Annotated in this window: 17 protein-coding genes; 11 read left to right on the top strand and 6 right to left on the bottom strand. The window is 53.2% G+C overall.

Translation table 11 applies throughout. From position 1 onward, the window contains the following. The first annotated feature begins 45 nt into the window (after positions 1–45). Genes ACTID9_RS20810 through ACTID9_RS20800 form a run of 3 tightly spaced genes read left to right on the top strand, consistent with a single transcriptional unit; the run spans position 46 to position 4,488 of the window. Positions 46–288, top strand: coding sequence for a hypothetical protein (locus tag ACTID9_RS20810; protein WP_441066791.1), 243 nt, complete (start codon positions 46–48; stop codon positions 286–288). Further along, positions 285–3,371 (top strand): ATP-binding protein, encoded by a 3,087-nt coding sequence (locus ACTID9_RS20805; protein WP_441066790.1) that lies wholly within the window; start codon positions 285–287, stop codon positions 3,369–3,371. The genes ACTID9_RS20810 and ACTID9_RS20805 overlap by 4 nt, the downstream gene beginning before the upstream one ends. Further along, on the top strand, positions 3,346–4,488 hold the full coding sequence (locus ACTID9_RS20800) for a response regulator (RefSeq protein WP_441066789.1): 1,143 nt from the start codon (positions 3,346–3,348) through the stop codon (positions 4,486–4,488). Before ACTID9_RS20805 ends, ACTID9_RS20800 begins: the two co-directional genes overlap by 26 nt. Positions 4,489–4,572: 84 nt before the next feature. Here the strand turns inward: ACTID9_RS20800 and ACTID9_RS20795 are convergent, their stop codons facing one another. Next, on the bottom strand, positions 4,573–6,006 hold the full coding sequence (locus ACTID9_RS20795; RefSeq protein WP_441066788.1) for an RsmF rRNA methyltransferase first C-terminal domain-containing protein: 1,434 nt from the start codon (positions 6,004–6,006) through the stop codon (positions 4,573–4,575). A 93-nt stretch (positions 6,007–6,099) separates the two neighbouring features. On the opposite strand from ACTID9_RS20795, the gene ACTID9_RS20790 reads away from it, so the two are divergent. After that, positions 6,100–6,861, top strand: a complete 762-nt coding sequence (locus ACTID9_RS20790; protein WP_441066787.1) for a hypothetical protein — start codon at positions 6,100–6,102, stop codon at positions 6,859–6,861. A 12-nt stretch (positions 6,862–6,873) separates the two neighbouring features. Further along, positions 6,874–7,827: a methyl-accepting chemotaxis protein gene (locus ACTID9_RS20785; protein WP_441066786.1), complete on the top strand. Its 954-nt coding sequence runs from the start codon at positions 6,874–6,876 to the stop codon at positions 7,825–7,827. Between the two features lie 165 nt (positions 7,828–7,992). Here the strand turns inward: ACTID9_RS20785 and ACTID9_RS20780 are convergent, their stop codons facing one another. Together ACTID9_RS20780 and ACTID9_RS20775 are read right to left on the bottom strand one after the other, a co-directional pair. Beyond that, positions 7,993–8,679: a class I SAM-dependent methyltransferase gene (locus ACTID9_RS20780; RefSeq protein WP_441066785.1), complete on the bottom strand. Its 687-nt coding sequence runs from the start codon at positions 8,677–8,679 to the stop codon at positions 7,993–7,995. A gap of 121 nt (positions 8,680–8,800) precedes the next feature. Continuing rightward, complete coding sequence (locus ACTID9_RS20775) at positions 8,801–9,247, bottom strand: hypothetical protein (protein WP_441066784.1); 447 nt, start codon at positions 9,245–9,247, stop codon at positions 8,801–8,803. A 285-nt stretch (positions 9,248–9,532) separates the two neighbouring features. Between ACTID9_RS20775 and hppD the strand changes: the two genes are divergently transcribed. The 3 genes from hppD to ACTID9_RS20760 all read left to right on the top strand — a co-directional run bounded on the left by hppD (position 9,533) and on the right by ACTID9_RS20760 (position 12,813). Further along, the gene (gene hppD / locus ACTID9_RS20770; protein WP_441066783.1) at positions 9,533–10,621 is read left to right on the top strand and encodes a 4-hydroxyphenylpyruvate dioxygenase; all 1,089 of its coding nucleotides are present in this window, start codon (positions 9,533–9,535) and stop codon (positions 10,619–10,621) included. Positions 10,622–10,811: 190 nt separating this feature from the next. Beyond that, positions 10,812–12,158 (top strand): sensor histidine kinase, encoded by a 1,347-nt coding sequence (locus ACTID9_RS20765; RefSeq protein WP_441066782.1) that lies wholly within the window; start codon positions 10,812–10,814, stop codon positions 12,156–12,158. A 25-nt stretch (positions 12,159–12,183) separates the two neighbouring features. Then, on the top strand, positions 12,184–12,813 hold the full coding sequence (locus ACTID9_RS20760) for a dienelactone hydrolase family protein (protein WP_441066781.1): 630 nt from the start codon (positions 12,184–12,186) through the stop codon (positions 12,811–12,813). A gap of 69 nt (positions 12,814–12,882) precedes the next feature. Here the strand turns inward: ACTID9_RS20760 and ACTID9_RS20755 are convergent, their stop codons facing one another. Next, positions 12,883–14,616, bottom strand: coding sequence for a lectin like domain-containing protein (locus ACTID9_RS20755; protein ID WP_441066780.1), 1,734 nt, complete (start codon positions 14,614–14,616; stop codon positions 12,883–12,885). Positions 14,617–14,842: 226 nt separating this feature from the next. Here ACTID9_RS20755 and ACTID9_RS20750 point away from each other — a divergent pair, with 226 nt between their 5' ends. Then, positions 14,843–15,652 carry an inositol monophosphatase family protein gene (locus ACTID9_RS20750; RefSeq protein WP_441072674.1) on the top strand — a complete coding sequence of 270 codons (810 nt, stop codon included), beginning with the start codon at positions 14,843–14,845 and terminating at the stop codon, positions 15,650–15,652. Between the two features lie 360 nt (positions 15,653–16,012). On the opposite strand, the gene ACTID9_RS20745 is transcribed toward ACTID9_RS20750, so the two are convergent. Together ACTID9_RS20745 and ACTID9_RS20740 are read right to left on the bottom strand one after the other, a co-directional pair. Next, positions 16,013–16,714, bottom strand: coding sequence for an amino acid ABC transporter permease (locus tag ACTID9_RS20745; protein WP_441066779.1), 702 nt, complete (start codon positions 16,712–16,714; stop codon positions 16,013–16,015). Continuing rightward, a complete protein-coding gene (locus tag ACTID9_RS20740) occupies positions 16,701–17,549 on the bottom strand; it encodes a transporter substrate-binding domain-containing protein (protein WP_441066778.1) in 849 nt (282 codons plus the stop codon). Before ACTID9_RS20740 ends, ACTID9_RS20745 begins: the two co-directional genes overlap by 14 nt. A gap of 238 nt (positions 17,550–17,787) precedes the next feature. Here ACTID9_RS20740 and ACTID9_RS20735 point away from each other — a divergent pair, with 238 nt between their 5' ends. Both ACTID9_RS20735 and ACTID9_RS20730 read left to right on the top strand, forming a co-directional pair. Beyond that, complete coding sequence (locus ACTID9_RS20735) at positions 17,788–18,189, top strand: hypothetical protein (RefSeq protein WP_441066777.1); 402 nt, start codon at positions 17,788–17,790, stop codon at positions 18,187–18,189. A gap of 18 nt (positions 18,190–18,207) precedes the next feature. Then, entirely contained in the window at positions 18,208–19,146 is a 939-nt protein-coding gene (locus tag ACTID9_RS20730) for an AEC family transporter (RefSeq protein WP_441066776.1), read from the top strand. Positions 19,147–19,207: the final 61 nt, after the last annotated feature.

The following is a 19,207-nucleotide window of genomic DNA, read 5'->3' as shown; positions in this document are numbered from 1 at the left end:
TATGAAAGATCACCTGAAAGAAACGATTGGCGAGAGGAGTTTTTTATGAGCCAAGGTTGTCCTTATTGCGGCAATGAGCTGCAGAAGCATGAATTTTTCTGCGCGGATTGCGGGCAAGATGAATTTATTTGCTACCGTGCAGTGAAGGATTACCTGCGCAAACATCCGAATTCAAACGCGATGCAGGTTGCCAATGCGACAGGCATTTCGATATCCAAAATCCTTCAATATATCCGGGAAGGCTCACTCGCAGTTGTGGAGCAGGAAGGTCGACGGGCAAGACAGTGAGAAGAGCATACAAACACAAACCAGCAGCTAAAACAGTCACCATTGTCACATTCGGTTTGTTTATGCTATTCGGCCTGCTGCTGCTATCCTTTGTCACGCAAAGGCCCGAAATTGATCCGCCCAAAGCGGTGAACGGTGTGCTCGATGCAACAGGCTGGGATTTTGCCACACAAGGGAATGTAAAGCTTGTGGGCCAATGGGAGTTTTATCATAGCCAGCTGCTTGGTCCCGCTGATTTTACCCAGCGAAATGATGAAGGGAAGCCATCGCTGACAGGCTACATGCCTGTACCGGCACAATGGGAAAGCTACCCGATCCCGAATTCGTCCCCATTCGGCTACGGAACGTTTCGACTGCGGATCAAGATGCAAAAGCAGCAAGGGACCATTTTCGGGATCAAACAGTCGATTATTCGGACAGCCCACCGGGTTTTTGTGAACGGCCAGGAAATCGGCAGCCAAGGCGTGCCGGGACGGACCAGGGAGGAGACGATACCGGCGAATTTGCCGTATACGCGTTTTTTCGCCATCCAGGGTGATCAAGCGGACATCATCGTGCAGATCGCCAACTATGAATACAGTTCAGGCGGATTCAATCAGCCCCTCATGTTTGGGGTCCAAAAGAAAATCATCACGGAATGGGGAAAAAGCGTGACGTCCGAGCTTTTGATCGCCAGCGGCTTTTTGCTGGCAGGAGCTTATTTCCTCGCCTTGTACATGATGAGACGAAAGGAACGCGCATGGCTGTATTTCGGGTTATTCGGGATTTTTGGCTGCATCTACATGCTTACACAAGGGGAGAAGTTGATCACGGTGCTGATCCCCGACATTCCGTACGAGTGGTTTACAAAGCTGCAGTGCATGTCCGGACTTTGTGCCCAGCATTTTATTTTGGTCTACGCCCAGGCTTCCTTTCCGGGGATTTGCCGTAAAGGGCTGGTGCGTGCGATCCTCCTCTTCAACCTTGTGATGATGGGCATTGCGCTGTTTACGCCCGTTGTCATTTTTTCGCAGCTGCAAAACCTCTTTTTTGCGACAGGGATCTCTTGCATCCTGTGCATGTTATATGTGATGATCGTCGGGGCGATCCGGGGCCTCGAAGGAGCCGTTTATATGGCGATCGGCGCCTTTTCCATCCTCGCGATCGACTTCACCAACCTTCTGTACATTTTGGGCTACAGCATTCCGGTCGGGTTGAATTCGGTCTTGCTGCTCCTCTTGATCTGCTCGCAGGTGCTGCTGCTCTCCAAGCGGTTCACGAATACGTATGTCAAGGTGGAAAAGTTGTCAGAGCAACTGCTGGCGATGGACAAGCTGAAGGACGAGTTCCTCGCCAATACGTCGCATGAGCTGAAAACACCGTTACATGGCATCGTAAACATCGCGCAATCGCTTGTGGAAGGCGCAGCGGGCAAGCTGAATGACAAGCAGGAAGAAAACATGGCCATTATCGTATCGGCAGGAAGAAGGATGGCGAATCTCGTCAACGATATTTTGGATTTGGCGAAGCTGAAAAATGACGAGATCGTACTGAAACGCAAACTGGTCGAGTTGCAGCCGGTCGTTCAGGTGATTTTTGAGATGTTCCGGCATTTGATTGGACCCAAACCGCTTCGGTTCATCAGCATGCTGCCGCAATCCCCGCTGCTTGTGTTTGCCGATGAGGACCGGCTGACCCAAATTTTGTACAATTTGCTGGGCAATGCGCTTCGCTTCACGGCGGAAGGGGAGATCGTCATCTCGGCTGTGCAAAAAAACGGGTGGCTGGAAATTTCCGTCCGCGATACAGGGATCGGCATCCCGGAAGAAAACTGGCAGCTGATCTTTAATTCATTTGAACAAACGGGAAGTTCTGTAGCGCGGGAGTACGGCGGCACCGGGCTTGGGCTGAGCATCACGCGCAGGCTTGTCGAATTGCACGGAGGCAGTATCTGGGTTCATTCGGAAGTGGGAGTAGGCTCGGTTTTCACCTTTACGCTGCCCGTCACGGCGGGGCGCAAGGAAGTGCAAGAGGAGCAGCGCAACAAATGGAGTGGACGGGAAACATTCATTCCGGCGCCGCTGCCAGCTGCTACACAGATGCACAGCGGCGGCTTTACCGTCCTGGTGGTCGACGACGATGCCGCCAATCTGCAAGTGCTGCGGAACATTTTAACGATGGAGCGGTACAACGTCATTGCCGTTTCGAGCGGGGAAGAGGCGCTGCGGCAGTTGGAGGAGCGGCACACGATCGATCTGGTGATTACAGATTTGCTGATGCCGGGATTATCGGGAATCGAGCTGTGCAAGCGGATACGCGAGCACTATTCCCTCTCCGAATTGCCGGTCGTGATGTTGACGGCACGCAATTGGCAGGATGATATTTTGGCCGGATTCGCTGCCGGCGTAAACGATTATCTCGGCAAGCCGGTCAATGCGGGCGAAATGAAGGCGCGCATCCGCACGCTGGTCGAGCTGAAAAAATCGGTGCAAGAGCGGATCGGTTCGGAAATCGCCTTTTTGCAGGCGCAAATCAAGCCGCATTTTTTGTTCAATACGCTGAACACGATTTTGGCGGTCAGCGAGAAAAGCTTGCCGGAAGCACAGGATCTTTTGGCGGAGCTTGGCCACTATTTGCGCGGGAGCTTTGATTTTGAAAACCGGCAGCAGCGCATTCCCATCCGCAAAGAGCTTGAATTGGTCATGTCGTATTTGACCATCGAAAAAGCGAGATTCGGCGAACGGCTGCAGATCGTTTATGAAATCGATCCGACGCTCAATATGCTGATCCCGCCGCTGATCATTCAGCCGCTTGTGGAAAATGCGGTACGGCATGGCGTCACCAAAAAAGCGGAAGGCGGCACAGTAAAGGTGTCGGTGCAAAATACCGCCGAGCACGTCATCATCGCGGTGCAAGATGATGGAGTGGGCATGGCTCTGGAGCGCGGGGCCAAAACGGGTGTCGGGCTGTACAATGTGGAGCGCCGTCTCAAGGCGATGTACGGCTGCGGTCTTGAAATCAACAGCACCCCTGGGAAGGGGACTAGCGTGACCATGAGACTAAGGAAGGAGGGATTGGATGCTGCGAGCAGTGCTGGTGGATGACGAATTGCCATCCCTTACCTGGTTGGAAAAACGGCTGCACGGATTGGCCAATGTGGTCATTGTCGGGACGTTTACGAACCCGTACGAGGCAGTGGATTCGTTGGCCCACTCTCAACCGGATGTCGTCTTTTTGGATATCGACATGCCAGGCATGAATGGCCTGGAGATGGCGGAGCGCATGATCGAGATCGCCCCGCATGTCCATATCGTCTTTGTCACCGCGTATAACTATTACGCAACGGAAGCGTTCGAACTCAGTGCCATCGACTACGTGCTGAAACCCGTTACGACGGCCAGACTGGAAAAAACGATCAGCCGGATGGCAGCCCGGCAGCAGCCAAAGAAAGACGTGCCAAAGACGCCAGGGAATGTGGAAGTTCACTGCTTTGGCCGCTTCGATGTGATCGTGGACCAGCAAACGAGCGGAATGAAATGGCGCACCTCCAAGGAACGTGAGCTTCTTGCCTTCCTTGTGCACAATCGGAACGAGCTGATCGCCAAGGAAAAAATTTTGGATGAGCTGTGGCCGGAAACACCCCAGGAACAAGCCAAGGCTTACTTGCACACGTGCGTATACAACTTGCGCAAAAAATGGCTCGATCTCGGCTACAAAGAAATATTGGAATATACGAACGGCTGCTATCGGTTGAACAGCAGCGGGATTGATTGCGATGTGGATGCGTTTCGGCAGCTGATGTCCGCATGCGAGCAAGTCAATGCGGGCACGATCATGGTGTGCGAACGGATCGTCAAGCTGTACAAAGGCAATTATTTGGAAGAAGACGGGTTCCTCTGGGCGATTGCGATTCAGGAGGATTACAAGGAAAAATACATGAAGCTGGTTATGCAGATGGCCGATTATTATGTGGCAGCAGGGCAGTATCCGCAAGCGGCTTCCTGTTACCGCCAAATCGTCAAGCTTAATCCGTTTCTCGATCATGTCAATGAAATGCTGCTGAAGGTGTACGCCCAGATGGGAGATCGGCTCTCCATGGTGCGTCATTACAATGAGTTCACGCAGTTGCTGAAAGATGAACTGGGCATAGCCCCGATGCAATCCACGACACTTTTGTACAATCAGCTTTGCGAAGGCTTTATCGAAGGCCGGTTGTCCTAGTCTGGCGTGTGATGAAAAGAAAGAGCGGCCTACCAGAGAACACTGGTGGGACCGCTCTTTGTTGTTTTTCCTTTGAAAAGGGCGCTATAGCCAGCGCAGCCCTTTTGGATAATGATTTTTCAGCTGTTCGTCCACCTGCTTGCCCCAGCCCAGGGCAAATCCGTCCACGGTGACGATCGTCCATCCGTTTTGGCCGGAGCGAGTCAAGGACTCACCCTTCAGGTAACGCAAAACATCGGCATCAGACGCTGCAAAATCGGCGGTCCGCGCTGCATCGGCAGGGCGGCAGCCGAGCGCCAGCGCATGCGACGGCTCAAAACGGCCTTTTTTCACGGTGCCCAGATGCCAGCCGGCACGCGCGACTTTGATTCCGGAAAGGTCGATGAAGCCTTGCGGAAGCATGTACAGCTGCTCGCCAAACAGAATGTAGGCGGAAGGATCGGTTGAAGCCAGAGACAGCCCCGGCAGCGCTTCGCGTGCAAACTCGTTCCAGAGGCCAATCGCTTCTGCCAGGCCGGCAGCAGGTTTGGCTGGTTTTTTTTGCTTTTTCGCTGCAACCTGTACAGGGGCATCCCCGTCTATACCCTGGATGCCTTCTTGTGACTGCTTTCTGATCCTCGCGATGTAATGTCCTTCCCCATGCAGCCGATGTGGCCACAGCCGGGCTGTCTGGCGCAAAGCAGGCAGTGGTGGCGCTGCCCAATCCGCTTCCCCAGGCGAGAAGAGCGCATGATGGTTGATCGATTCGATAGCAAATTCAGGATGACGCAGAAGAAAGCTTGCGATCGATTGCTCATTTTCCAACGGCGCAAAGGTACAGGTGGAGTAAACCAGCACACCACCTGGCTTCAGCATGTGCGCGGCCGCTTCGAGAATGTCCTGCTGCATGCGGCCGCATTCGGCGACCTTATCCTCGGACCAATCTTCAATGGCCTCCGGCAGCTTGCGGAACATACCCTCGCCCGAGCAGGGCGCGTCGACAAGAATATGGTCAAAAAACAGTGGAAACCGTTCCATCAGCCGCTCCGGCGTTTCATTGGTCACGATCGCATTGGTGACGCCCAACCGCTCGATGTTTTCCGCTAACGCTTTGACGCGGGCGGGATGAATCTCATTCGTGACCAAAAGCCCTTTGCCTTGCATCATGCCGGCAATTTGTGTCGATTTACCGCCCGGCGCAGCGCACAGATCGAGAATGGTGTCGCCGGGGAGCACATCCAGCGCTTCCGCTGCAGCCATGGCGCTCGGCTCTTGCAGATAGTACAGCCCGCAGGCATGATAAGGATGCTTCCCCGGCCGTTCCTCACCCGCGTACGTGAATCCGGTCGGACACCACGGAACCGGTGTCAGCGAAAAGGGAAGGGATGCTTGCAGGTGCCCGCTGTCATGCGAAAGCTTTAGTGGATTTACCCGCAATCCTTGCCAGGCAGGAAGGGTGTAGCTATGGAGAAAGGCGTCGTATTGGTTGTCTAAAAGCGACTCCATCCGTTGGACAAAGCGCTGTGGCAAAGCTTTCATGGAATCGAAAATCCCCCTATGTAATTAAATTGTGAAACGACAGGAATATGGCGAAAAATGGCGAATGAAAGAAAGGAGTGAGGTGAACTGGCATTGAGTAGGTCACGTGCTGAAAAGTATCGCTCACGACGTCGAGTCGACTCGGAAGTTGGCCGATTTTGGGTTCTTGGGCTACTATTCTCCCTGTTGGTATTAGCCGTCGAATTCTTTATCGAAATTCCTTCCAATGCACCATGGCTGCAGGATATGGAAATGGCGCTGTTTTCCGCTAGTTTTACGCTGCTTGCGTTTTATTTGCTGGGATTGACCTTTATCTTTTCCCGCCAGGAGGAGACTGGAAAGGTCAGTCATCAGGTTATCATCTTTGTATGGTTAGGAGCAATCCTGTTTCATTTGTTCCTGCTTATCAGCAACATCAGCAATCAGCATGTTTATAAAGCGGGGATCATTCTGTTTCTCGGCCCCTTGTTTCTCACCATCTATCATTTTATCACGTATTTGTCCGCTTTGCGCGAAGCGCAGCGGGAGAGCCAGCTGGCAGCGGCCGTCTCCAATGAGCGGGTCGCCTATCAGCTGATTCTCGAAGCGTCAAAGGTACATAGTGAGATCAAAAGGCTTGGGGAGTTCTATCCGGAAGTGGAGCAAATGCTGAGGGCCAACGATTTTTATGGCAAAATGGAGCGATACATCTTAGAAATGCAGCAGCATTTGCATGCTGAACGATTTGAGCGCAAAGAAATGGAAATGCTGGAAGGTCATTACTATTATTTGGAAAATCTGCTGACACTGGTGAAACAGCATCCTGGCATTGTGGAATCACGGCTGTTTACCCATCGTGAGGAGCAGGGGAAATAAAGGGGGATTGACATGTTCTGGAAGAAGAAGGGGAACCAAGAAGCATCTCATGCAGCTGTTATGGATACGCCTGCTGTCGCACAGCAGGAAACCGCAGCGACAAAGCAAGCGTTAGAGCATGAGCTTGCAGCATTGTACGAAAAATTGGGACATGTGATTTCGCAGCAGGGCGTTGTCGACAACAAGCATGGAGAACTGGCGAAGCTTGCCGGCAAGTTGAAAAACGTCGTGGACACGATTCAAGGCTTGGGCCAGAAATCGGATGATGTCACGGAAAAGCTGCAGGGCCATGGCGAACGTTTGGATCAAATCTCCAAGCAATCGGCAAGCCGGCTGCTCGACGGCAAAAAATCGCTGGAAAACGTCGTGAACGTCGTATCCTTGCTGGAACGCGAATCGGCGAATACCGCTGTTTCCATGAGCCGCCTGGAAGAGCGCTCGTCTGAAATCACCAGCATCGTGCAGGTGATCAGCGACATTGCGAACCAAACCAACCTGTTGGCGTTGAACGCCGCAATCGAAGCGGCGCGTGCCGGCGAACAGGGCAGAGGATTCGCAGTAGTAGCGGATGAAGTGCGTAAATTGGCTGAAATGACGGCGAATTCAACCAAAAACATCGCTGCGCTGATCGAGAAAATCCAGGAAGAAACAAAAGAAGCGTTGGCAAACAGCGAAAAGAGCACCAAAGCGATTCATGAAGGCTTGTCTGCCAGCCAGGATGCCGCAGGAAAAATGGAAGCGATCGCGGGTTCTTTCCAGGAAGTTTCCGTGGAAATGCAGCAGGTCGTGGAAGCGATCCAGCAGCAGCGCAACTTGTCCAACAGCTTGGCTGCACAATCCAGGCAAGCAAACGAAGTGTTGGCGCAAATGCATGATGGCGTCCTGGCATTTGAGCGTGAGGCGCACGTTGTCAAACAGGACCTCGAAGCGACGCATAAAGGATTCAAAAAGCTTTTGCAATCATAGCATATCAATCGGACAAATCATTGCATGCAAACAGGGCTCTGCCAGCATGGTTGGCGGAGCCCTGCTGTTTGCTGCAGCACGGAGCGTGTAACCAATCCGAGACGAAAGCCCCCTTCCCACTCATCGCGTGCGGAGGGGGCTTTTGCACAGGAAAGGGGCTAGTTGCTAAGCCTTCCTCAGTACAAACAGCGTCATAAAGCTTACCGCCTGCTGCAAATCGGCCGGGAGAGACGCGGCCATTTCCGGGGAAATTGCCTCTTTGTATACAGGAATCATTTCTACGGTTGTAAAACCGTTTTCTTCCGCCAGTTGCTTGGCTTCCCACGGCATCATGGTGTTCTGAATAATGGATTCGTCGTACAGGCGGCGGTAGCTGAAAGCGCGCGGGCCCGCAGTCGGACCCAAAATGCCAAGCAGCAGGTGTCCATTTCGACGGAGCAAGCGATGGAATTCACGCAATGTTTTAAGTGGGAATGGAGTAAATTCAACTACATTGATCGAGAAAATACCGGCAAACGTTTCGTCCGCGAACGGAAGCGAGGAAATGTCCCCTTGCTGGAAATGCAGCTTGGCTCCGTCTGCCACGCGTTTTTGCGCCCATTCAATCATTTCGGTCGAAAGGTCCACGCCCTCCACGGTGTAGCCTTGGAGAGCGAGCTTCCAACTCGCGTAACCATCCCCGCAGCCTGCATCAAGCAACGGACCATCCTCTTGCTTGACGTACGTAGTCAGGAGCGGCAAAATCTTTTTCCGGCTGCCCTTTTCCCAGCGGCCAGCACTTTCCGCATGCCAGCTGGCCGCCCGTTTGTTCCATTCATCTGCCGCTTGTGTGATCCACTCTGAATGTGCCATGTTCTCCTCTACGCTCCTTTTTCGATTGCATCCCTTCCATTTTACAGGAAAAAACACCGCCTGAGGGACGGTGTTTGCGAATAGCCCGCGACTTGGCTGTACAGCCGCAATTGCCTTCTTTTTAGTTTTGGGTAAAGGATTGATTCAGGACGCTATCCGGTGCAGCCGCATTGCTGGAAGACGTCGCCTGGTTTTGCAAGAGGGAATGACTGATTGCGGCGGTGTTACCGGCCTGCGGGGTGCTTGAAGCATAGCTCGCATTGGCATTGTTGACATTGGCATAAGCGGTTGGGTTCACGCTGCTGCGCACCGTTTCGTAGCTTGGCATGCCTGGCTGCTGCATCGGTTGGTACGGATTATGCCGGGATGCCTCGAAGCTGAGCTGTGCCGTCAAGCTGTAGAGCTGCTGGAGCATCGCATTCGACTGGTTTTCGGCAGCCGCCAGTGTTTGCAGCTGGTTTGCGATCGCATGGAGCGTGTTGGCTGCATTGCGCTCGTTTTGCTGCAGCTGTGTGATCAGACGCTGTATCTCGTTGGTCAAGCCAGGTGACTGATAATGGTTATACATGTGGGTAAACCTCCTCGGCTTCTCATGTCGTGTTGAAATGAAACAGGGTATTCCTGAACACTAGTCTTTACCTCAAATGGAAAAGTATACAGACACCATCATGAGCGCCGCGCCGTACGCTATTTTGGGGAACGTGAAACATGCATCATGCGGGATTTTACCCAGTTGAAGGATAAAAGCGTCACTGTTTTTAAGCGTTAGTCGGTGTTCTTGCGAGGGTAAGCGTTTCCATTGTAATCTCATGGTAATGAGCATGAATTTTCCAAATTGGGAGGCAAAATCGGCATGAGCACAGATTTTTTTCCGATTCAAGATTGGGACTATGCAGAGTTTTATGTAGGCAATGCAAAGCAGGCGATGCACTACTTCACGAAAGCGTTCGGCTTTGAGGCGTATGCTTACCAAGGTCTGGAAACGGGCAGCCGCGACAAAGTTTCGTACGTCGTGAAGCAAAATCATATCCGCTTCGTGCTGACCAGCTCATTGGTGCCGGACAGCCCCATCGCTGAATTCGTCAAAAAGCATGGTGACGGTGTGAAGGATATCGCGCTGCGCGTCGAGGACTGTGAGCGCGCGTTCCAGGAAGCGGTTTCGCGCGGGGCAATTCCGGTGATGGAGCCGACGGTCATAAGCGACGAGTTCGGTACGGTCAAAAAGGCATCGATCGCGACGTACGGTGACAATATTCACTCCTTGATCGAGCGCAAAGATTATAAAGGTGTATTTCTCCCAGGCTTCCGCGCGTACGAGTCGCCGGTGAAAGGGGAATCGACAGGGCTGATCGGGATTGACCATATGGTCGGCAACGTGGAAGTGATGGATGAGTGGACATCCTACTACGAAAAGGTGATGGGCTTTACCTCGCTCCAAAACTTCAGTGACGACGATATTTCGACCGAGTATTCCGCGCTGATGTCCAAAGTGATGCAATGCGGAACCGGACGGATCAAATTCCCGATCAACGAGCCGGCAGAAGGCCGCCGCAAATCGCAAATCCAGGAGTTCCTTGATTTTTACCAAGGGCCAGGGGTTCAGCACATTGCGCTGCTCACCAATGACATCGTGACGACCGTCACCAAGCTGCGCGAAAACGGCGTTGATTTCCTGCATGTGCCGGATACGTATTACGAAGATTTGAAAGAGCGGGTCGGCGATATCGATGAGGATATTGAAACGTTGCGCAAGCTTCGCGTCCTGGTCGACCGGGACGATGAAGGCTACCTGCTGCAGCTGTTCAGCAAACCGATTGTTGATCGCCCTACGCTTTTCGTGGAAATCATTCAGCGAAAAGGCGCGCGCGGGTTTGGCAACGGAAACTTCAAGGCATTGTTTGAATCGCTGGAGCGCGAACAAGCGCTGCGTGGCAATCTATAGGGAGTAAAGCAGCGGCCGTCTCTTTTAAGGAGGCGGCTTTCTCGTGCAGATGCAACCGCGCCTCCGTCAAACAGCTTGGCGCGGCCAGGGTTTCAAACGGAATTCAGAGCGGGAGAGCCGCTTCTTTGCTATCATAGAAAAAAGTGCCGCCAAGCGGCTGTGGCAAAAGAGAGGGATTGGAGCTTACGCGATGCGAAAAATCTGGTTTAAGCTGGCGCTGATCCTGCTTGCGGTCAGCCTGGGTGGAATCATGCTTTCTACCCTTCTTTCCATTAAAGAGATGGATGATAACTTTTCGGCGTACTTGCACGATGTCAGCCGAAAGCACAATCAGGAAATCGTTCGCCTGCTTGCCGCGAGCCATGCGCAAGAGCAGGGATGGGAGAAACAGAGCTTTGCGCTGCTGCAGCAAATGGCAGACGTGCTCGATCTGCATATTCAACTGTATGACCAAGACCAGCGTTTTTTAGGCGATTTTCACGAGCGTGACGACGGGGTGAAGCATAGCTTTGACCCGCATTCGCTTTTGCCTGTGGAAAGCGGGGGAAGGAAGGTCGGCTATGTCAGCATCCAGCATAATGAGCAGGCGGAGACAGAGGAGCTGGCGGGGCATTTCCGTTCTGCGCACACGTCAGCACTTGTGTGGACGACGCTTTTCGTCTCGCTGCTCGTCGGGGTGATTGGCATTATGGCGGCGCGCAAGATCGTCAAGCCGGTGGAACGCATCCGAACCGCTTCGCTTGCGGCGGCGAGCGGCGATTTGCGCGTGCGCGTGCCAGTCCCGAATGGGTCTGATGAGCTGTCGGAGCTGGTTCATTCGTTCAATCAACTGGTGGCGACATTGGAAACGCAGGAGCGATTGCGCAAACAGCTCACCTCCGATATCGCCCATGAGCTGCGAACGCCGCTCAATACGATTTTGGCCCAGGTGGAAGGCATGATCGACGGGATTTGGCCCGCTACGCCCGCTCATCTCGAATCGACGCGATCGGAGGTGCTGCGGTTAAGCCAAATCATTCACGATCTGGATCAGGCGATTCAAGCGGAGCTGGGAACAGCCGGCATGGAGATGGAGGAGCTGGAAGCGGGACAGGCCGTCAACATGCTCGCAGGCTCCATGAGCGCTTCATTCGCCAAAGCGCAGGTGCGCCTTTTGCTCGACATCGCTCCTGAACCGGTTTGGATCGTAGGGAATCTGCAAAAAATCGGACAGGTGCTGACCAATCTGCTGGCAAATGCGCTGCGGCACACGGGTGCTGGGGGAGAAGTGATTGTATCGCTTGCAAAGAGCGAAAACCAGCTTGTGCTGCAGGTAGCAGACAATGGCACAGGGATTCACCCGGATGATCTGCCGTTTGTGTTTGAGCGCTTTTTTCGCGCAGACCGTGCGCGGCAGCGGGGGACGGGGAGCGGCTCCGGCCTGGGTTTATCAATCGTAAAAGGAATCGTGGAGGCACATGGCGGCGCGATCCACATCGAAAGCAAGCTTGAGGCGGGGACGACCGTTACGATTCGCATCCCTTTGGCAAAAAAATAGATCAATCGGGAGTTGGGTGGAGTCAATGCTGAAAAGTATCAACAAACGTGCAAACGCGATCGTCGTTTTGCATGAAATATACGGGATCAATGCCCATATGGAGGAAGTGTGCGAGCGGTTTGCACAAGCGGGATTTGATGTGTTTTGCCCCAATCTACTCGCGCGCGAGCAGCCTTTCTGTTATGACGAGGAACAAGCAGCTTATCGCCATTTCACAGAGGCGGTCGGATTCGATCAGGGGTGTGAGCAGGCGACGGAATTGATTCGCAGCCTGCGCAACCGGTATGAGCATGTGATTGTGGCAGGCTACAGCATCGGCGCTACGATCGCATGGCGCTGCAGCGAACAGGCAGGGCTTTGCGACGGTGTCGTAGGCTACTATGGCTCGCGCATCCGGCAATATCCTGAACTTCAGCCGGCGTGCCCGGTTTTGCTCTTTTTGCCGAGTGAAGAAAAGGCGTTCGATGTCGGCGAGCTGTTGGCTGTCCTGCTGCAAAAAGAGAATGTGCAAACATGGCAGCTTGAAGGTCTGCACGGCTGCTGTGATCCCCATTCCGCTCATTATGTGCCGAACGCCCATGATTTCGCCTGGGAAAAAACAGCTGCCTTTATCAAACCGATTGCTGCAGGACGGAAAACCAACGCGCTGTTGTAGCAGGCATGCAGAGAAGGTGATCCCGCCATGTGCGACAGATCGCCTTCTCCTCGCAGGCCAGCATATTTTCTACTTCACGCGGATGGCAAGAGAAACTGATTTTTTCTCGAAAGTGAACTGGACTCTTGCGCTGCCTGCCGATTTCGGGGTCAGGATGATGCTGTCTCCCTCCTGTTTGACATCGATGACAGCGGGATTGCTGTTGCTTTTTACCAAGGTCTGGGCTGTCACGTTGGCCGTGCTCGCGTCTTTATAGGAGGCTTTGACGATGAGCGAGACAGGGCCGTCCGCCAGCTTGAGCGACATGCTGGTCAACTTCTTTTGATCGGCGGCGTCGCGGATTTCGATCTTGTCCAATGCGACAGGGGCACTGGCCGCACCTTCATCGGCATATGCCTTCAAAGCGACGTTGGCCGTGGCATCGAGCGTCGTAACGTCAATCCATCTGTCTCCATTCGCGGAGAAAAAGCTTTGGTTTTTGCCGGAACTCGCTTTGGACGAATAGCCTTTGATCCGGTTCTCCACCGGGATTGGATACTGGTTGCCCGGGACGGTGACTTTGGCGACGACGGCGAAGGAGGTGCCCGCTTTCACCTCTGCCGGTTCAGTCAGCTGTACGGTATGGTAACCCATGTATGCAAGCGTGCCAATGCTGGTGCTCGCCAGCTTGCCTGCGAGCGGTCCTTTTTTCGGATCGACATCGGTATAAACCTTCACTTCATAGGTCGCATCATGCCCGAGCGTATAAAAGCCGGCTGCTTTGACGCGGACGTCGCGCAGGGCGGGAAAAATGTTGGCGAACCAGCCGGTATCCTTGCTTCCTCCCAGGCTGCCGGTCAAACCAAGCTCATCGTACTGATAAATCGTCTGGTAATTATTCGCCGCCTCCGGTTTGACGAAAGCAGTAAATTCGGTCAGTGTCCGATCATAGTATGAGATGTAGAAATACCCGTCGTCTCCCCAGTTTGTCCCCCAGCTGTTTTTGGCGATAAAGGCGCCGTTGCCCGGGGGTTTTTTGAGAAAGTTGTCTCTGCTATAATTGTCGTCCCAACCGACGATGGTCACCGCATGGTTGGGCACTTCATTGCGCGAGTTGTAATAAGCTGCCGCATTGTTGTTGAATAACGATTCTTGAAACGAAAGGCCGACATAAAGGCCGCCATTTTGCCGCAGGCTTTCTTTGATGGCCTGATTATCCAGCGCATTGGCGCGTTCAGGCAGGTACAGGACATCCTGGCTATGTTTCTGCGCAGGCAGCCCCGTTTTTCGTTTGTTGGTTTGATCGGTGTACGGATCGTCCACCTCAAGCACAGGTCCGTTCCACCGCACGAGATTGGCGGTAGAAATGCTGGCGTTTCCTCCCGAACAAGGGCTCCAGTCGAAAAGATGGTTGTTGCGCAAATAATTTTCAGAAAAATCCCAGGATTCATCGGGAAGGAGCGCTGATTCAACCGATGCGAGCGTGGCAAATGTCCAGCATGCCCCGCAGGAGCCTTGGTCCCGAACAGGTGAAACGCGATGGAGTGCACGCAGATCATAGGCCGCAGGCAGGGCAGCCTTCACGCTGCGCGCATGGCTGGACTCGCGCGGCAAGGAGAGCACCACCGGACCGGGTCGATAGCCCAGCACATGGCCGTCTGATGTCGCAGAGGAAAGTGCATGCGCAGTCGTTTTGGCCGAAAATGCCGGATTGATCGGGGCGAATTGGAACGTGTCTTTTGAGCTGGCGACCCCCGTTAACGGAAAAAAGGCGGCGACGGCAGCGAGAGAGAGCGAAAGCAGGCGTTTCGGAATGACGGCCAAGGGTGTTACCTCCTCATCGTTTCTACCACTTTTTCTCACTGTATCAAAAGACAGAAAACATGCACAAGTGAAAGATTGCGGGCGATTCAAAAGAATGCACATGTAAAAAACGTTGATCGAACGCCTTCATTTGATCGGGCGAACAGCTGGCTGAAAAACCCCTCAGCCTGTATCCCTCGGCCAAAGTATGGTAAACTAAAAGACAAATGTTATGGTGTAGGTGGCGATAGGATTGCAATCGTTCCAACTGGAGTCAATCGCGAAGACGGCGAAGGAAGGCGCGCGGATGGCGGGGGAATTGAGCCTCAAGCGCATGAAGCAGCCGTATGAGGTTGAGTATAAGACATCGGCTTCCGACTTGGTCACAGCGGTCGATAAAGAAGTGGAAGAGCAGCTCGTGAAGCTGATTTTGTCACGGTTTCCCGATCATGGAATTTTAGGTGAGGAAAGCACGTTCAAGCAAGACCCGAACCAATTCGATACATTGTGGATCATTGATCCGATTGACGGCACGACGAATTTTGTGCATCAGCAGATTAATTTTTCCGTATCGATCTCGGTCTACCATCGGGGGGAAGCGATGGTTGGGGTCGTGTATGATCCTTCCCGCGATGAGATGTTTTTTGCGGTAAAAGGAGAAGGCGCTTACTTGAACGATCGCAAGCTGCATCTGGATCGGCAAGTCACGCTTGAAGAAGCGCTCCTGTGCACGAGCGTGTTCTGGAACAAGCGGGCGGAACAGATCGGCATCGATCAGATCGTCAAGAAGCTGGCGGGCAAAGTGCGCGGGATGCGGTTGCTGGGCAGCGCGGCCTTGGAGATGGCTTATGTGGCGGCAGGCCGGCTGGATGGCTATGTGAGCATGTCGCTCAACCCGTGGGACTTCGGGGCAGGTCGTCTGCTTGTGGAAGAGGCGGGCGGCATCGCGACCCGTATGACCGGGGAACCGCTGCCGCATGATGCGAAAAGCAGCGTAATGGCCTGCAACCCTACTTTTTATGAAGAGCTGAAGCAGTACATGAACATTAGTAAATAACGGAATCGTAAACCGAGGAAAACGGGCTGTCGCCATAGAGCGAGGGCCCGTTTTTGCAGTTTGCTAGACATGTATACAAGCGGTGCTTTGCTTTTTACATAGAGTAGTAAAGAGCAGCAGGCATACTCGTGAAAGATTATGGTTGCCTGACTTATCTGATAAGGAGGTTAGCTTATATGGGATGCAGGCGTGGTATTCTCGGAGGTCTCTGTGATGGGGGGTTCATCTGGTTTCTCCTCATTATTTGGTTGTTCTTCGTGATCTGTGATAACTAAAGTGAGTTTTACAAAGAAAAAAACTCCGTGTCTGCAGCTTGCAGTACGGAGCTTTTTTTGATTATGCGAGAATCCAACGGGACGATTATCTCGAAACATAGCGGTCGAGACGATGTTCAATCCGATCCTGGATGATAGAGAGAACGAGGCAAATCAGCCAGTAAATGAGCGCCGCTTCTGAATAGACAAGCAACGGTTCATAGGTGGAGGCGGTGATTTCCTGCGCTTTGCGGAACATCTCGGGGACGAGAATGACCGCAGCCAGCGAAGTATCTTTCACGAGGCTGATGAACGAGTTGGACAGCGGCGGAACGGAAACGCGCGCGGCCTGCGGCAAAATGATGCGCTGCAACGCCAACCGATAGGACATGCCAAGAGAATACGCTGCCTCCCACTGTCCTTTGGAAATGGACAAAATCGCAGCCCGGACGATTTCCGAGCCGTACGCTCCCACGGAAAGCGAGAAGCCGATCACTGCGGAAGGAAACGGGTCGATCGTAATCCCGATGCTGGGCAAGCCGAAAAAGATAATGAAGAGCTGCACCAATAAGGGCGTTCCGCGGATGATGGAAACATAGGCGCGCGCGAGCCCGCGAAGCGCCTTTGATTTCGACAGGCGGGCGAGAGCGGTCAGCACCGCCAAAAACAGGCCAATCACGAATGAGACCGCAGCGAGCGTGATAGAAAAGGTCAAGGCTCCTTTTGCCAGAGGCCAAAAGGAGCTTTGTGCAATATCAACCAAACGGTTCAGCCGTTCGGAATCACCGAAAAGATTATTTAGAAACATCGGCACCAAACCATTTCTCAGAGATTTTCAGATACGTACCGTCTTTTTGAATCTCATCCAACGCTTTGTTGAACGCATCGACCAACTCCGTGCTGCCTTTGCGGAACATGAAGCCGTTTTTGGCGACGTTCGGGTCTTTTGCAACGATTTTGATCGGTGTATCCGGTTTTTGCTTCAGGAAGTCGAGCAGGGACAAGCCATCATTGATCGTCACATCGACACGTTTGGAAGTAAGCAGATCGATCGCTTGGTTGAAGCCTTCAACCGCGACGATTTCCGCGCCGTTTTTGCGGGCGATGTCCGTCAGGTTGCTGGTCAGCGTTTGCGCTGCTTTCAAGCCTTTGATGTCCGCAAAGCTTTTCACTTTGTCATTGTCTTTGTGCGTGACCAAAACAGCTGCGGAAACGATGTACGGATTGGAGAAATCGTATTTTTCCTGGCGGTCGGGACGGATGCCCACTTCATTGGCAACGACGTCAAAGCGCTTCGAGTCAAGACCTGCAAACATGGCATCCCACTGGGTTTCCATGAAAACCGGCTCAACGCCCATGCGCTTGGCGATTTCCGTGACGACCTCGACGTCAAAGCCGGTCAGCTTGCCGGATGCATCGTGGAACGTGAAAGGAGCGTACGTTCCTTCCGTACCGATCAACAGCTTTTTTTCCGCCTTGACTTTATCGAGCAGATTCTGCTCTTTTCCCGCTTCCGGCTGTGCGGCTTGTGAACCGTTGGTGGCGGTGTTGCCGCCGGTTTGCGGCTGGGAACCGGATGAACCGCAGCCTGCGAGTGCGACGGTCAAAACTGATGCGAGCAGAAATGATACGAGTTTTTTCATGACTAAACCCCCACTAATCCGATGATATTTGTATGATTTGTAATTTAACGATGTTTTGCCCAATTTGTCAACTACAATTTGCACATTGCCTCTTTGTTACGATTTACCGCAAATCCAATGATTATCCACAAAACGTGCGATCTGAAAGTGAATCGAAGAAACCGGCAAAGGGTGGTACAATAAGAAAGCACTCGTAATTTACGTATCTACCGGTGTGGTAGGGGAAAGAAGGAACAAAATGAACGATTGGCTCATGTATACAGATGCCAGCGGCGAGCAAAAAAACCATGTCGCCTGGCATGAAGTCTTGAAAGAGATCGCGCAATTGAACGGTACGACCCATACGATGGTGCATGCCGCCTATGGCGATCATGTCGATCTGGTAGTTGCGGGAGGAAACGACGGCCTCGTGCTTGTTCAGTGGAAAGAAAACGATCCGGAACCGCCGCAGCATTTCGTTTTGGCGATGGATCAGTCTGCCGACCAGGTGCGGATGCTGACCGTGGAAGGGCAGGATGCCGAGCTGCCGATCGGTTGGTGCGTCCCGCTGCAGTTGGTCGTTCCCGTGTGCGGCGATATGCTGCGCACCTGTGAAAAAGCCAATCATGAGCAGCTTTTTTGGCTGAATGTCAGCGAATAGGGCAAGGAGGACAGCTGGATGGAAATGGAGCCGCTTTTGACCACCATCTTCGTCATGGGCGTCATGATTGCGATTGGCGCGCTGATCGGCAAACGCATGCCTCTGACCCATGATTCGCGACAACTGATGATTACGCTGATCGTCAATGTTGGACTCCCTTGCATCATCTTGCACGGATTGTTTCAGCTCCCGATGACGCGGGAGCTTTTGCTGCAAATTTTCATTGTATTCGGACTAGCGTTTCTGCTAAGCTGCCTTGGCGTTTTGCTCGGATTTTGCGCAGCCCGCCTGCAGGGTGTTTCCATAAAAAAAGCTTGTGAAATGGCGGTGGTATCCGGCTTCGGCAATACGGGAACGATCGGGTTGCCGCTCTGTGCTGCGTTGTTCGGGCCAAAAGGCGCGGTGCTTGCCGCCGTTTTCGATGCCGGGATGGACTTGTGCCTTTGGACGCTGGGCGTCATGCTTTTGCAGGAAAAGCGCCGCGTCACGCTCGCCGGATTGAAGTCTCTTGTGAACATTCCGATGATGGCGATTGTGCTTGGGCTTCTGCTCGCTTCCCTCGGCTTGACGCCGCCGCCGGCACCGATCAAGCAGCTCAGCGCGACATTGGCCGCGATCGCCTCGCCGATGGCCATGATTTACATCGGCATGCTGCTGTTTGATTATTTGCGCCATAAACGGCCGCTGGCGATCTCTCGAATGGGGGCACCGCTCGGCATCAAGCTGGCCGTCTACCCGATCGCGGCAGCGCTTTTGACCACCGTATTTCCGCTGTCCCGCGAAATCGTGCAGGTCGTGGCAGTGCAAGTGGCGATGCCGACGATCGCGATCGCTCCGATCGTTTTCGCCCGGTATGGGGCGGATGAGGAGTTGGCCGCGATGATGACCGTTTTTTCCACGCTGCTGTCGCTGGTGACGATTCCGCTGGTCATGATGGTCAATCACATGTTCCTATGAAACATTTCCGCCAAAATGCAGTCAAATGGAGTAGAAAGCCAAATGATAAAGGTGGAACCAG

This window comes from Brevibacillus fluminis (assembly GCF_052072235.1).
Taxonomy (GTDB): Bacteria; Bacillota; Bacilli; order Brevibacillales; family Brevibacillaceae; genus Brevibacillus_D; species Brevibacillus_D fluminis_A.
Note: the sequence above shows the minus strand (reverse complement) of the source record. Positions and strands in the feature narration are given on the sequence as shown.

Coding starts and splice junctions, on each gene's coding strand:
- ACTID9_RS20810 (WP_441066791.1), top strand. CDS start 46: ATGAGCCAAGGTTGTCCTTATTGCGGCAATGAGCTGCAGAAGCATGAA.
- ACTID9_RS20800 (WP_441066789.1), top strand. CDS start 3,346: ATGCTGCGAGCAGTGCTGGTGGATGACGAATTGCCATCCCTTACCTGG.
- ACTID9_RS20795 (WP_441066788.1), bottom strand. CDS start 6,006: ATGAAAGCTTTGCCACAGCGCTTTGTCCAACGGATGGAGTCGCTTTTA.
- ACTID9_RS20785 (WP_441066786.1), top strand. CDS start 6,874: ATGTTCTGGAAGAAGAAGGGGAACCAAGAAGCATCTCATGCAGCTGTT.
- ACTID9_RS20780 (WP_441066785.1), bottom strand. CDS start 8,679: ATGGCACATTCAGAGTGGATCACACAAGCGGCAGATGAATGGAACAAA.
- ACTID9_RS20775 (WP_441066784.1), bottom strand. CDS start 9,247: ATGTATAACCATTATCAGTCACCTGGCTTGACCAACGAGATACAGCGT.
- hppD (WP_441066783.1), top strand. CDS start 9,533: ATGAGCACAGATTTTTTTCCGATTCAAGATTGGGACTATGCAGAGTTT.
- ACTID9_RS20765 (WP_441066782.1), top strand. CDS start 10,812: ATGCGAAAAATCTGGTTTAAGCTGGCGCTGATCCTGCTTGCGGTCAGC.
- ACTID9_RS20760 (WP_441066781.1), top strand. CDS start 12,184: ATGCTGAAAAGTATCAACAAACGTGCAAACGCGATCGTCGTTTTGCAT.
- ACTID9_RS20745 (WP_441066779.1), bottom strand. CDS start 16,714: ATGTTTCTAAATAATCTTTTCGGTGATTCCGAACGGCTGAACCGTTTG.
- ACTID9_RS20740 (WP_441066778.1), bottom strand. CDS start 17,549: ATGAAAAAACTCGTATCATTTCTGCTCGCATCAGTTTTGACCGTCGCA.
- ACTID9_RS20735 (WP_441066777.1), top strand. CDS start 17,788: ATGAACGATTGGCTCATGTATACAGATGCCAGCGGCGAGCAAAAAAAC.
- ACTID9_RS20730 (WP_441066776.1), top strand. CDS start 18,208: ATGGAAATGGAGCCGCTTTTGACCACCATCTTCGTCATGGGCGTCATG.